Source organism: Paraburkholderia sp. FT54, from assembly GCF_031585635.1.
Lineage (GTDB): Bacteria > Pseudomonadota > Gammaproteobacteria > Burkholderiales > Burkholderiaceae > Paraburkholderia.
Map to the genome: position 1 here is coordinate 630,368 of NZ_CP134197.1, position 13,119 is coordinate 643,486.

Genomic DNA, 13,119 nt, shown 5'->3' on the forward strand with positions numbered 1-13,119 from the left:
CACCCTCGTGCAAGATGCTGATGCCGATGTGGCCAACTACGCCATTAGTCCCCGCGTTGAGGCGGCCATTCGCCGCCGGAAGAAATCTTCGGCCAATGCCCCGTCCGCCCGATGCCAGGACGATAGTCCGTTGTAGGAGTGGAGCGGCCGCCTGAATGGCCGTCTGAGTGCGGTGGCAAACAGCTGAAGATGGCCGACCGCTGCCTGATGACGCCAGCCTCAAACTGCCTCAGTTCACATCATGCCGCCGGCGGCGCTCCCCGTGCCACCAGTGCCGGATGAAGGTGTGGACGTCGTCGTGAGCGGATGGGCGAGACCCGCCGCGGACAGCAGCGAGACGGCAGCCGGATCGGGCATACCATTGACGTTGATGGCGCCTGCTGTCGCCAGCGCGCCGAGATCGCTGTCGACCCCTGCTTGCCCGACGATAAACGGCGTCGTCAGAAACGCCGGTGCCGTCAGTGTGACCGCATAGTGCTGCTGCAGATTCGTGACGACTGCCGATTGCGCAGCCAGTACATTGGTCTGATTTGCCAGCACCCGCTGGAACTGTAAGTTGCTCGGGAAGCCCGCAACCAGGCTGGTCTCGTTTGTGCCAAGTTGCGAAGCGAGGTAGACGAACATCAGTTCGGTCTCGGGTGTCGTATTGAAAGTGCCACCGGCAAATGCCAGCGAATGCAGAGTCGCGCCGCCGGAGGTCACAGCGAGGATGCAGGGAAGCGTGGCGTTGAACGTAATGCTGTAGTGTCCACCGCCGTCTGACAGGGTAGAGCCCGAACCCGACGCACAACTGAAGGTAACCATCGCGCTGGCGAGCGCCTTGCCGATCGCTGCCGTGCCGGATAGAGCGACGTTTGGCATCCCGTTTCTGCCGCCACAGCCGTCGAGGCCGAAGCAGGCGCTTCCGCCACACGCGACGAGTGTTGCGAGCGAAGCCCCGCAAAGTGCGGCCAGCACCGGGCGAACGAAACGCACATCGTGAGTGTTCATGGCCGCCTGCCGTTGATAGAAGAGGATAAGGCGAGCCGCCCCACACAAAGGGACCGGCGCTGTTTTTAATTTTAGGCCCTATGCGCCGAAGCCGTTTGTCGCATCAGTCACATTCGCCGCGTTATCGGCCATCGCGGTTATCGGAGATCCGTCGTTTCAGCATTCTGCGAATGTCAGCTTCCGACCGAGGCGTGAGACCGTGGTCGACCCACAAGGGACATCCGATTCTCCTGAAAACGGACCTTTAACAGTCGAACTTTACCGCAAGTTTTCACGCGTAGAACTCGTAGAAGACGTCGACCGGTGCCGAAACGGCAAGCAGCTGCAGCGGGAAACATTGTGCAAGGTCGTCCACACTGTTCTGATCGCGAACCCGTCGAGCGGACAACGTCACAGCGTCTTTCCTGACGCCACCGTGGCGGCTCAAAAACTGCCCCCACAGTGGCATGTTGTGGAATCTGTCTGCGGTCACTGCTGCCGCAACCGTGGCGTGGCGTGGCATGATCGCATAGGATTGCCATGCATCTGTGTGGAGTTCGTTGGCTTCATTCTGGCCGGACACCCAGCGCGTGCCTTCACCCCCCACGCAGAAGAATTTGCCACAATCGCGGCTTGGAAAAATCGACTTACAACGAAAACGCTGACAACGGCGAAATCAGAATTAAAGCGCAGTCTTACCGCCGTTCACGCCAATAATCTGCCCCACCACGAATGCCGACTTGGGCGACGCAAGAAACAAAATAGCATCCGCGATTTCATCCGGTGTGCCGAAACGTTTTGCGGGAACACCGGCTTGCGCTGCCTGCCTGCGCTCAGCGCTTCCGGTAAAACGGTCCAGCATGCCCGTTTCCACCGGACCCGGCGCAACAGCGTTCACACGCACGCCGGCAGCTGCGCCTTCCAGCGCAGCCGCTTTTGTCAGTCCTTCGACGGCATGCTTGCTCGCGACATACATCGAAGCACCCGGGGCACCACGGCTACCCATGGTCGACGAGATGTTGATGATGCTGCCGCTCTTCTGCGCCAGCATCACGCGCATCTCATGCTTAAGACACAGCAGTGTGCCAAGGACATTGGTGTCGAACACAGTTGCGTACGTCTGCGGAGTCTGCTCGATCACTGGACCAGGCACACCCTCGGTCCCGGCGTTGTTCACGGCAACATCGAGTCGACCGAAGCGGGCTACGGTCTGATCGACCAGTTGGCGCACTTCGTCCTCGTGGCGTACGTCGGTCTGGATGAAGACAGCTTCCGCGCCCAACTTCCTAAGTTCCGCTTCCAGAGCTGTGCCGTCCGCGGTGCGGCGGCCAGCGACAGCGAGGTTGACACCGTTCCGGGCGAATGCGAGGGCGGTGGCTCGGCCGATGCCAGTCAGGGCACCGGTAATAAGAATTACGGGTTTGCTCATAAAAAACTCCCAAAAATATGGCTTTCTGTGCGTGAGGCGGTTGACCGAAGATGCCAACGTTCGAAGTGGAAAACCTTCCAACTACGATGCCTTGAGAAGGAATTTAGGGGGTTATGGCAGAATGGAAAAAGACTTAATAAGCTGGGAGGTCATGCTTTGAAGGCATGGTCAAGCAAAAGCGGCATCGTGGAGGGATCATGGAATTGCGGCACCTTCGATACTTCATCGCCGTCGCCGAGACAGGAAGCCTTACGGTCGCAGCCGAACGCCGTTTGCACACCTCCCAGCCATCGCTGAGCCGGCAAATTCGGGATCTGGAAACCCAGGTCGGGGTTGAATTGCTTAGCCGCAGTGCACGCGGCGTGGAACTGACTGCCGCTGGAAAGGCCTTCATCGATCACGTGCGGCTGGCGCTGAATCAGGTGGATGCCGCCATTGAAGCCGCCAAGCAGGCAGCACAGCCGTCCAAGCAGCGATTTGCGCTCGGATTTCTCACCGGGCAGGAGATGACATGGCTACCCAGAGCCATGCACATTCTTCGAGATGAATTACCCAACGTGGATGTCACGGTGTCCAGTGGGTATTCGCCAGATCTTGCTGAAGGAGTTGCACGAGGCAAGCTGGATCTGGCATTCATGCGCGCCGAGCCGGACTTCGATCTTGCTTATCAAGTCGTGAGTCAGGAGCCGCTGGTGGTGCTGATGCCCAGCGACCACATGCTGGCATCACGCGACGTAGTCTCTCCCCGTGACCTTGCCGATTACCCTTTTATTGCCATGGCGAGCAAGGCGAAGGTGGTGCGCGCGGTTATCGACGGCTACCTGAAGCGTTCCGGTATCGAAATCGTGCCGACCCAAAACGTCGATAACCCTGCGATGGTCATGTCGTTGGTGGCATCGACCCGAAGTCTGACGCTCATTCCCTCGTACCTTGAGAATTTGATGCCGTGGTCGGTGGTTAGCCGGCCCCTAGCTGGCAATGTGCCGGAAGTTGATCTGGCTATCGGCTACAGCAAGGCGAATATGTCGCCCGTCTTGAAGCTCTTCCTTTCAAGAGTGGACGACCTGACCACCCGCTCGTGGCAAAGCGCTCGTTGATGCACGGATGGGTGTAAGGAAGATCACTGGTAATCCGAACGCAATTGTCAACGATCCAGCCGACAATGTCGAAGGTCCGAATCTGGCCGACCACCGCCCTACGCGGCCTCGTATGTCGTATGCGTTCGTAGCGTTCTTTCGCGCCAATCGTAGCCCTTGCGTGCTGGCAGGGCGACGAGTTCATTGAATGCCGGCGGCCCGAATGGCGCCGGCCGATTTGCGGTCCTTATTTTGCAGCTTTGGACACATCGCACTCGCCAACGGGAACACTGTTGCCGCTGGTATTCTTCAGCGTAAGCGCCAGCCTGCTTCCCCTGTTGGCTGTGATGATCTGTCCATAGCTGACGGTCGGGATAAATTGAATATCTGGGGCGACCGCCACTGGGGGATTTCTTGCGCCGTCCACTGTCAAGTCAAGTTCCACGGTAATCGATTCAAGAGCGACGCCCCAGTCCTTTCCGCGCGCCGCTTGTTCTTTTTTGAAATTGCAGAGGCCCACCATGACCTGCTCCAAAGCGGTGGGAATATCGACAGGTTTGCCGGGGGGAATCGGCGGTGTGTTACAGCCGGCAACTAGAAAAGGAAAGACAATAACAGCGAGGTGGGCGCGCATCACAATCCCCTGTTTCATGAAATGTTCACGGAGCCTCATTGCGGCGCCAGAATTTACTGTTCTTGCGCATAAACTCGGCGGTTGCCTCTCTGCTACCCAACCCAGATTCTAGTTCAAGCCAACGTCCATAGATGGCCGAACCTGGAATTCCATCGGAAGCCACGTGCAGTGCGTTCGACTCGACTAGCGAACTTCCGCAGGCGACCCTCTCCAGTCATCGGCACCCTCACCGCCTCGACGGCGGCTATGCGGGTGCAGCGATCATTCATCCCTTCAGGTCGGTCGACAAGTCATCGGCCAGAGCGAACGAACGCGCCTCATCGTCAACGCCGCGGGCGAGCAGAAGCAAAGTTTTAACCGCCTGCTCGCATGCGAGTTCGCTGCCCCCCAGACCGCGTGCAACCTCGGCGAGCGCCGCGTGAAGGGGCTGTTGCGCAGACATCTGGACATGCTGATCGCCCTGCCTCCCGTGTACACATGGCCTGCACCAACACGGCCATCATCCATAATCAATCAGCTATGCAACTCCAAAAAATCTTTAATTATCGTGAATACATATTCGGTTCTATCCTTGGCTCATGCAGGTTGCAGCTGGGAGTCGAATCATGGGACACGCCACTATCGAGTCGCGCACCAGTGCGACGATACAGATGCTGTGGCATCTTGGAGTTGGAAGCGAACCGGCTCTCGGCGCACATCTCGTGACACCTCGCGGCGCATACCGCCACCACGGCATCTATGTAGGCGAAGGCAAGGTGGTGCACTACGCGGGTCTTGCCCGGTCGTTGCATCGCGGACCTGTCGAGGAGGTGACGATTGCATGCTTCGCTGCCGGAAGCGAAGTGTGGATAAAGCCGGGCAATCGTCCAGGTTGCGCCGACCGGCAAGTCGTAGAACGGGCGCGCTCGCGCCTTGGCGAGAATCGATACAGGCTGCTGACCAATAACTGCGAGCACTTCTGCACGTGGTGTCTGTATGGCGAAAGCCGCAGCGAGCAAGTGCGCGCGTACCTGACCTATCCGCGTGTGGCAATCGGCGCAGCGGCCGGCCTGTTCAAGATGTCGATCAATTACCTCACTGGGATGGTCAGCAACCGCGCAGGTGCGCAGGTGCGTTGCTCGATGTGAAGAGCGACTCTGTCGGCGTTACCGCCAAAGAGCGCTTGATGGGTCAGATAATGTCCGGCTACGCGTAAGCGTGTCCATGTATGGCAATTAGTTTAGCCCGAGGTCCGGCAAGCATACATAAACATTGCGGCCCACGGTCTGCGTAAGCGAACGCTCCTGTTTTTGCCATGCACAGAGCCACGAGCCACCGAAGCGGGCCGGCACTCGACATTCGATCTTTTCCAAAGCGGCCGTTCGCAACTCAAGTGATAGATCCAGCAGATCTAATCCGGCTTTTCGAAGCGGTGACAGCGTGTTCAGATAGCTAGCGGACGACGGGTAAATTTTCCGGGCTCCAGGGCGCCGGCACCCTCCGGATTACCGTCCATCGCAGAGCGCGCGCTGAATTCTGGAAGGTGAGTTGAGCAGATCCTGCGGTTGGCTTGAGTGATCATGGCCGACGGCGAACCTCGGCATCGCTGGCTGACGCACAGTTAATAGGCACGTACGTTGCTGCGTACGTACACCTACGCTCTGGAGCAGGCCAATGAAATCAAAACGCCAAGCCGCGGCTCCGACCGATGAACTGGATACGGTTCCCGACACAGCAAGCCCCGCGTACGCGACACAGCACCCGTTGACCAGGGCGTTTGACTCATTTGCGAGTCTCGTGACGCGCTGGGCTGGGTCGCCAGCGGTCTTCTGCCTCGCCGTGGCGACGATTGTCGCGTGGGTTGTCACTGGACCGCTGTTCCATTACTCAGATGGCTGGCAACTGGTCATTAACACCGGCACGACCATCGTCACATTCCTTATGGTGTTCCTGATACAGCAGAGTCAGAACAAGGATAGTGTCGCGATGCACCTCAAGCTTAACGAGCTTCTGGCTTCTCACCGAGCGGCGGACAATCATCTGATCGGAATCGAGGATGCAACGGAAGAGGAATTGCGACGCCTTGCGACGGCCTACCTTCGGCTGTCAACCAAGAACCCCAACGACGACGACATTGTGCAGGCAGCAGCTGACGTCAAGGCCTGCTGCGAGGAGAGAGCTGGAGCCTGACGGGGGGAATGCGGAACCGCCGCCGCGGTAACGCTGCTCGCAAAACTTCCAGCAACTTCGCCGCAGCGACCGACTATGGTCAGAACGCATGGAATGGAAGATATTCCCCGCGCCCTGTCTTCCCAAGCCGTGGCCTTCGGCATGGTATGTGAATTGCGGATAGCCACATGCGGATTGACGCCGTCCGGTGTTGACCGATTTGTGCTTGAGGAGACTGCCATGCGAGTTGTGACGAAAGGAGCTTTGATTTCGGTGCTTTTAATTGGAATGTCGGGTAGCGTCTTCGCCCAAGGCACGGGCGGCGGTGCCGCGGGAGGACAAGGCGGGACAGGAATGAGCAAGCCAAACGCGAGCGGGTCGACCGACACGGTGTCTGGCGCATCAGGGTCTAATGCCATGGCACCCGCAACGATGGGTTCGCAGAAGAAGATGCACAAGAAGTCTGGAACCGCCACGCCGGCGTCAGCTACCAACCCTGCTTCGGGCGGAAGCTGAACGTTAGAGGTTGACCCTCGGCGGTCAGCAGTGTGGGATCATCTGAAGCACGCGACGGATTGCGTTTCCCGCGAGACGTTCTCCGCTGTGCCCGATGTCCTGTCAGGGAGTCCTCAGGCGCGCAAGCCCGCGCTTAAGGACAAATCGAGAGTACTGAGGTAGTGTTACGGCCGCTTAAGCAGCGGCTCGATTCTTTGGCACGACTCCACCGCCGCTAAATGCAGTCCGAGCCAAGCGATACGGTTTGCGTGCTGTGGAGACCGTTGAGACGCGGCCCGTGTTATTCAGGGCGCGCACCTCGATGGAAAGGGAGCGGTCGTGCAATCCGCCATCACCGAGCACCGCTAAGCCTTCTTTTGCACGAACGTAGCAAGGGCTGCTCCGTCTTGGCCGGGCTCTGAAAGGAGAACATCATCTTCGTCCATAACAAACGCTTCCAATACACAGTACGTGTTGCAGTGCCTAATCCCTGTGGCATCAGGACGCTTTAATCCAACTCGCACGTAGTAAACTGCACCGACAACGCGCTGGATAACACGAGGAGATAACTGTGATGGGCTTCTCTAACGACGAACTACAAGAATACGCGGCGACATTTGAGCGCGACGGAATGGTTGTCCTGAAGCAGCATTTTCCGAAGGCAACCCTGAACGCCTGGCGCGACGCCTTTGAGCCATTGCTGCGCGAACGCGTCGCCTCCGGGACAACGGCAGTGCGGGGCGACAATAGACACTACATCACGCTTCCGTTCGCAGGTGTTTTCGCCGACGAAAGTATCTTTTGCGATCCCGGCATCCTCGGTATCGTCGAGCGTGTCGCGGGCGGCGACCCGGTTATGTGTCAGCTTGCGACCGACACGCCACTGATCGGCTCGACGTATCAGGACCTCCATCGCGACACGCCTCCGCTATTCGACGACCTGCCCGAGACGCCCTCTTTTCAACTGGCAGTCAACTTTCCCCTGTGCGACGTGTCGCTCGAGAATGGCCCCTTCGAGACGACGCTGGGCACCCATCGCATGCGTCCGGACGAAGCCATGAAAGCATGGAACGAGAAGCGGATCGGTTTGCATGCCATCCAGATGGAGCTCGGTGACGTGATAATCCGCGACGTCCGCGCGCTACATCGCGGCACACCGAACAAAACGAATCAACCTCGGCCCATGGTGGTGATCGGTTATAGCAGAAGCTGGTATTTTCGACCCGAAGTACATATCGATGTACCCGTCGACCTGGACGAGCGCCTGAGCCCGCGCGCAATGCGGCTATTACGCCATATGCCGCGTGTCGCTGCACTCGACGCGCCCCGCGCACCTGAGGCCTATCAGAAATTCGCCTATTGAGGCCGGTTCGCGGGCGTCAATCGTTCAAGAGATCGTGCGCAAGCTGAATGGCCACGGCCGCTCATGGCTGCGGATTCAACCCGTCGAGGCAACACAATCGAAACTGCGTCACTCGGCAAAGAGGATGTCCACGAAGTATCATCGGCATGTTGCTACAACTTGCGCACGCGCTCCTTATAACGAGGTGCCGATTCATCGATTGTACGGGGCCACTCTGTCCCCGCCTTCCTGAGCCACGCCCACGAAGCGACGGGCTGCACTTATGCCTTGAGAGTAGGATGCCGAATCCCATCTACCGTTTGTGAATCAGCGTATCCGTCCCCCCTCCGCGCCTGAATGGCCCTTTCCGCCTAGTCGCAATGTCTCTGGTCGCACCTTCGGCTACCTTGTCGCGCTTCAATATCGCGGCGCCGATGTGTGGCTCTGGAAGTGCCGTTGCGGCGGCCACGTGACTGCCACGTTGAAGGCGGTAGAAGGCGGCAGAACGCGAGATTGCGGCTGCCGTGAGCAGCGCCGCGTGTGGCGGTCCCGCCCAGGCTCACCTGCGCTGCGGGGCGGTGAGGTGTTTGGCCAGCTGACAACCGATCGGTACGCTGGCGATGGTTTGTGGGTTTGCCGGTGCGACTGCGGTGGTGAGGCAACAGTGAGCGCCGGGCGCCTGCGACTGGGCAAAGCGCGTTCGTGTGGCCGCTGCTTCGGCGCTTCGATCGACTGACCAGCACAGTCTGTTCGGTTTGGTCATGGCATGTGCGACGTGTTTTGTTCGACGCTCCACACGATGTGTGGCGGCTCGGAAGCGTGAACGACGTTCTTCGGAAGCTGTCGTCGGTGTCCAGGCATTAACGCCGGCATGTCAGCTCTTTCTCGACGTTCCCAATACGACCCAGGGTGTGTGGAAACCCGATGGCACTTCAATGCGACGCGTGACTGCTGACCCCAGCGGTGCGTTTGACCGCCTTTGCGACTATCACGGCGCCGACGAGAGGGTGTACCCCTCTGATACGTTCTGACGAGTTTAAGGGCTTGGGTTCAGGACTTACGGAATGCTCATGCACCGTAAGCGGTCTTTTGACGACGTCCCTCAGAGGTCGGGAGCATCAGACAGTGCCCATGGCATGAGCGCCGCGTAATCGTCAGCGGTGGCGGCGAGCGGCAACTTCGCGAACAGCCAGACGAGATAGCGATATGGATCGATACCATTCGCCTTGCAGGTCTCGACGAGCGAGTAAAGGTTGGCACTGGCCTGCGCACCGGCAACGGTGTCGGCGAACAGCCATCCCTTTCTTCCGACGACGAATGGCCTGATGGCGTTTTCACACAGGTTGTTGGATATGGGCCAGTTCCCGCGCTCGACATAGCGGACCAGCTTGTGCCACTGTCCACTCATGTATTGGAGAGCTTTACCGAGCAGACTCGAAGGTACGACCCTCGGCAAGTGCTCGAGCATCATGCGTTCGATGGTGGCGAGCACGGGGCGGCTGTATCGAGCACGTAGCCGCTGCCGACGCTCCGGCGTCCACTTCGAGCTGCGTGCTTCGGCTGCGAACAGCTTGCCGATCAATCCGATGAACCGCTTGGCCAACAGGTCTGGCGTGCGCGCTGCCTTCGGCACGGTCTCTTCCGCCTTGATGAAGCCACGGCGTACGTGCGCCCAGCATCCGAGATGCACGAGCTGATGATCGTGTGCGATGCCGTTGTACAGTTCATAACCATCGCTCATCAGGACGCTACCAAGCCTCACGCCCGCATAGAGACGCTGTGCGTGCTGCGCACCGCGCCCCGGCGAGTACGAGAACATCCTAACGGGTGGTCCCGAGCCGTTGACTTGCGCCCACAGATAGCTCTTCGACTGAGGTCTTCGTCCCGGCTCCTTCAGCACCTGGAAGGTCGTCTCGTCGCCGTAGATGAGTTCCGACTCGAGCAACACATCACGCATCAGGTTGATCACTGGCTGCACGGCCAGCCCGACGCGAACGACGCTCGCGGCCAGGGTGTTCGATGAGATGTCGCCGCCGAAGCGGCGCAGCAGGGTTGCCTGCCGGTACAGTGGCATGCCGTACTGATACTTGCCGGTGATGATCCACGCGAGCGCCGATTCTGTGAGCAGCCCGCGAGGGATGATTCTTGCCGGTGCTGGCGTAACCTTGATACCCAGGTCGCAGCAGGGACACGCGTATTTCACGCGCTGATGCTGGATGACGCGTACCTGTTCGGGAATCACGTCGAGTTGCTCGCTGGTCTCGACGCCGATCTCAATCAGCGCATGACCGTCGTGTGCGCAGAAGCGGTCCGGCTCCGGCAATTCATGCCGCACGATCTCGCGCGGTAGATTCGGATCTAGCGGTTTGCGACCACGCTTGCCACGCATGTGGCCCGCAACCTGCGTAGAAGGTTCGTCCTCACGCGCCGGCGTGGCGTCAGCACCAAGCGCTTCGGCTTCGTTAAACAGGCCGAGCTGGTCAGTCACACGCGCCTCGCTCGATGCGCCGAACAGCTCGTGCTTGTAGGCACGTAGCCGCTCCTCCGCCAGATCACGCTCAGCCTTCGCCAAACGAAGCTCGCCACGCAGTGCTTCGCGCTCGGCGAGCAGCGCCTGATACTCTTCGGCACTCAGTGTGACGATGTCGTTCGGCATGGCTGGTTAGACCATCCCGGTGCACAGGGCGTTCAGCCGATCCGCTCGTAAAAACGTCGTGGGTGCTTCTGGATAACGGCCAGGTCGATGCCGTCGAGCAACCAGTGCAGTTGCTCGACGGTGAGGGAGATGGTCTCGCCTTCCGACGGCCAAATAAAGCGATCAGCCTCAAGTCGCTTGAGGAACAACCAGAAGCCGTTGCCGCCCCAGCCAAGTATCTTGATGCGATCGCGACGCCGGTTGCCGAACACGAATAGAGCCGATGCCATCGGGTTCAGGCGCATCGCCTGCTCGACCAGGATCGATAGACCGTTGATCCCCACGCGGAAGTCGACTGGCTCGCGATGCAGGTACACCTTCAACCCCTCGTCGAACCGGAACATGGCAGCCTCTCGAGCATCTGGACGATCGCCTCCAGCTCCTCAGCGGACGTCTGTCCAACCTCCACGTGAACGCCGTTGGGCAGCAGAACGCTCAACTGGAACGTCGTGGCTGACTTGACCGGTGCCGGCAGAAGCGCAGCAGTCTCGACCTGCACGAAAGCCGGCTCCTCTGATGGTGCAGGCTCCGAAACATTGGCCTGAGTCTGACTGGCGAGTTCATTCGCAAGCCCGGCCACTCCGGCCCGACCCTGCTCGCGCTGGTACTGCGAAATCCAGGTTCGCACCAGGTTCGGATTGATACCGTGATCCATCGCAGTGCGCGCTATCGATACGCCCGGCTTGAGGCATGCCTGTATCAGCTCACGCTTTGCGCTCTCGTCGTATTTGCGCCGCCCGTCGCGCTTCGAACCGACTACCAGACGGCCCTGCAAGCCTTCTTCCTGTTCGCTCATGTACACGTGTCCACGTTAGTTGAACATGGACAGGTAGCCTCTGTGAATCAGCCGTGTGATGGAAGGGTGTCCTTCATAGACCGCTTACCATGCACCCACCAACCGCATCGCCTTCATCGTCTTCTTGAAGCCCAGGATTCTCAGCACTCGAGTGAGATTGTAGGCGAGTACGTTCAAACTCATCTCGGTCCCCACGTGGGGCAGCCTGCGCGTCAGGAAGTGCGTGTAACCCATCCAGTGCTTGAACGTTCCGAAGACATGTTCGACGGTTCGCCTGCGCACGGTCATCGCATCAGGCGTCTTGTCCAGCCGACGTTGAACTGCTTCCAGCACCGACTCATGCTCCCATCGACTTATCCGTCGTTGGCCGCTGGGCGTGCACTGCGACTTTATTTTGCATTGCGAACAGACGCTGCTCCAGTATCGGTGTAGCTGCATCCCGTGTTCCTCGCTGGTGTAACGGTAAATTGCCCGTTCTCCAGCTGGACATTGGTATTCGTCGTCCCGCGCAATGTAGATGAAGTCTGCCTTGTCGAATCGGCCATGGTATTTCGCACCGGATGTTGTCGGCTTCGGCAGCATGACCGAAATCCCCGCGTCGGCGCACTCCTTGATCTGAGGCCCACTGTAGTAGCCACGATCGGCGACGGCCCGCAGTCTGGTCTTACCCATCGCGTTGCGCGCAGCTTTTGCTATGGGGCTAAGCTGCGCCCGGTCACTGCCAGAGTTTGTGACCTCGTGAGCCACGATGAGGTGGTGTTTGGCGTCAACGGCCACCTGCACGTTGTAGCCCACCGTTCCCGAGCCTTTGCCGCTCGTCGCCATGGAGCGCGCGTCGGGATCAGTCATCGAGAGTTGGCCATCAGGCTGCGTCTTGAGTTGCTGCTTCAGCGGGTTGCGTACGATCGGCAGTCTCCAGCGCGTTCAGATACCGCTGGATACTCTCCTCGATCTGCTTCTGGCGCTTGTCGACCTTACCCTCGGTGAAGTTGCGATCGCGCGTATTGACTGCCTTGAAACTTGCTGCCGTCAATGGCGACCAGCGCTTGCGAGAACAGCTTCAGCTCACGGCACAGCATCACGAAGCGGCGACACACGTTGCGAATGCCGACGCCGTTGTCACGACGAAAGTCAGCTATGGTCTTGAAGTCCGGCGCCAGGCGGCCCGTCAGCCACATCAACTCAACATTGCGCTGGCATTCGCGCTCAAGACGCCGACTCGATTGCACCCGGTTCAGGTAGCCGTAGATATAGATCTTCAGCAGCACTGCTGGATGATAGGACGGGCGACCTGTAGTCGACGGCATTGCTCCATCGAAGCCCAGTGATGCAAGGTCAAGCTCTTCTACAAACGCCTCGATAATCCTGACCGGGTTGTCCTCTGCGACGAAGTCATCGAGACACTCCGGAAGCAGCGTCACCTGCTTGCGATCTTCACCTTCTATAAATCGCTTCATCCGGTCACCCATGCTGAATGAGTTGATCCAGTCTAGGCGATCGGCGTGTTTTCACACAAGCTCGACCCATTCCGGCTC

13 protein-coding genes and 1 pseudogene are annotated in these 13,119 nt (G+C 59.2%); 5 read left to right on the forward strand and 9 right to left on the reverse strand.

What is annotated here, in order from left to right:
- Nucleotides 1-234: 234 nt before the first annotated feature.
- From RI103_RS35675 to RI103_RS35685, 3 genes are all read right to left on the reverse strand, one after another.
- Nucleotides 235-990, reverse strand: a complete 756-nt coding sequence (locus RI103_RS35675) for a hypothetical protein (RefSeq protein ID WP_310818767.1) — start codon at nt 988-990, stop codon at nt 235-237.
- Between the two features lie 271 nt (nt 991-1,261).
- Nucleotides 1,262-1,552, reverse strand: a complete 291-nt coding sequence (locus RI103_RS35680; RefSeq protein ID WP_310818768.1) for a hypothetical protein — start codon at nt 1,550-1,552, stop codon at nt 1,262-1,264.
- Between the two features lie 99 nt (nt 1,553-1,651).
- Nucleotides 1,652-2,398, reverse strand: coding sequence for a glucose 1-dehydrogenase (locus tag RI103_RS35685; RefSeq protein ID WP_310818769.1), 747 nt, complete (start codon nt 2,396-2,398; stop codon nt 1,652-1,654).
- A gap of 197 nt (nt 2,399-2,595) precedes the next feature.
- On the opposite strand from RI103_RS35685, the gene RI103_RS35690 reads away from it, so the two are divergent.
- Nucleotides 2,596-3,495 (forward strand): LysR family transcriptional regulator, encoded by a 900-nt coding sequence (locus RI103_RS35690; protein ID WP_310818770.1) that lies wholly within the window; start codon nt 2,596-2,598, stop codon nt 3,493-3,495.
- 226 nt (nt 3,496-3,721) lie between these two features.
- On the opposite strand, the gene RI103_RS35695 is transcribed toward RI103_RS35690, so the two are convergent.
- Together RI103_RS35695 and RI103_RS35700 are read right to left on the reverse strand one after the other, a co-directional pair.
- Nucleotides 3,722-4,126 carry a hypothetical protein gene (locus RI103_RS35695; RefSeq protein WP_310818771.1) on the reverse strand — a complete coding sequence of 135 codons (405 nt, stop codon included), beginning with the start codon at nt 4,124-4,126 and terminating at the stop codon, nt 3,722-3,724.
- A 247-nt stretch (nt 4,127-4,373) separates the two neighbouring features.
- On the reverse strand, nt 4,374-4,550 hold the full coding sequence (locus RI103_RS35700) for a hypothetical protein (protein WP_310818772.1): 177 nt from the start codon (nt 4,548-4,550) through the stop codon (nt 4,374-4,376).
- Nucleotides 4,551-4,713: 163 nt separating this feature from the next.
- Between RI103_RS35700 and RI103_RS35705 the strand changes: the two genes are divergently transcribed.
- The 4 genes from RI103_RS35705 (at nt 4,714) to RI103_RS35720 (ending at nt 8,114) form a co-directional block, all read left to right on the forward strand.
- Nucleotides 4,714-5,235, forward strand: a complete 522-nt coding sequence (locus RI103_RS35705) for a lecithin retinol acyltransferase family protein (RefSeq protein ID WP_409077043.1) — start codon at nt 4,714-4,716, stop codon at nt 5,233-5,235.
- Nucleotides 5,236-5,761: 526 nt separating this feature from the next.
- Nucleotides 5,762-6,277: a low affinity iron permease family protein gene (locus RI103_RS35710; protein WP_310818773.1), complete on the forward strand. Its 516-nt coding sequence runs from the start codon at nt 5,762-5,764 to the stop codon at nt 6,275-6,277.
- A 93-nt stretch (nt 6,278-6,370) separates the two neighbouring features.
- Nucleotides 6,371-6,772 carry a hypothetical protein gene (locus tag RI103_RS35715; protein WP_310818774.1) on the forward strand — a complete coding sequence of 134 codons (402 nt, stop codon included), beginning with the start codon at nt 6,371-6,373 and terminating at the stop codon, nt 6,770-6,772.
- A gap of 553 nt (nt 6,773-7,325) precedes the next feature.
- Nucleotides 7,326-8,114: a phytanoyl-CoA dioxygenase family protein gene (locus RI103_RS35720; RefSeq protein WP_310818775.1), complete on the forward strand. Its 789-nt coding sequence runs from the start codon at nt 7,326-7,328 to the stop codon at nt 8,112-8,114.
- A 1,081-nt stretch (nt 8,115-9,195) separates the two neighbouring features.
- On the opposite strand, the gene tnpC is transcribed toward RI103_RS35720, so the two are convergent.
- The 4 genes and pseudogenes from tnpC to RI103_RS35740 all read right to left on the reverse strand — a co-directional run bounded on the left by tnpC (nt 9,196) and on the right by RI103_RS35740 (nt 13,041).
- The gene (tnpC, locus tag RI103_RS35725) at nt 9,196-10,749 is read right to left on the reverse strand and encodes an IS66 family transposase (protein ID WP_310818776.1); all 1,554 of its coding nucleotides are present in this window, start codon (nt 10,747-10,749) and stop codon (nt 9,196-9,198) included.
- 32 nt (nt 10,750-10,781) lie between these two features.
- Nucleotides 10,782-11,132, reverse strand: a complete 351-nt coding sequence (tnpB, locus tag RI103_RS35730) for an IS66 family insertion sequence element accessory protein TnpB (protein ID WP_310818777.1) — start codon at nt 11,130-11,132, stop codon at nt 10,782-10,784.
- A complete protein-coding gene (gene tnpA, locus RI103_RS35735; protein ID WP_310818778.1) occupies nt 11,108-11,584 on the reverse strand; it encodes an IS66-like element accessory protein TnpA in 477 nt (158 codons plus the stop codon). Before tnpA ends, tnpB begins: the two co-directional genes overlap by 25 nt.
- 84 nt (nt 11,585-11,668) lie before the next feature.
- Nucleotides 11,669-13,041 (reverse strand): annotated as a pseudogene (locus RI103_RS35740) (IS1182 family transposase).
- Between the last annotated feature and the right edge of the window lie 78 nt (nt 13,042-13,119).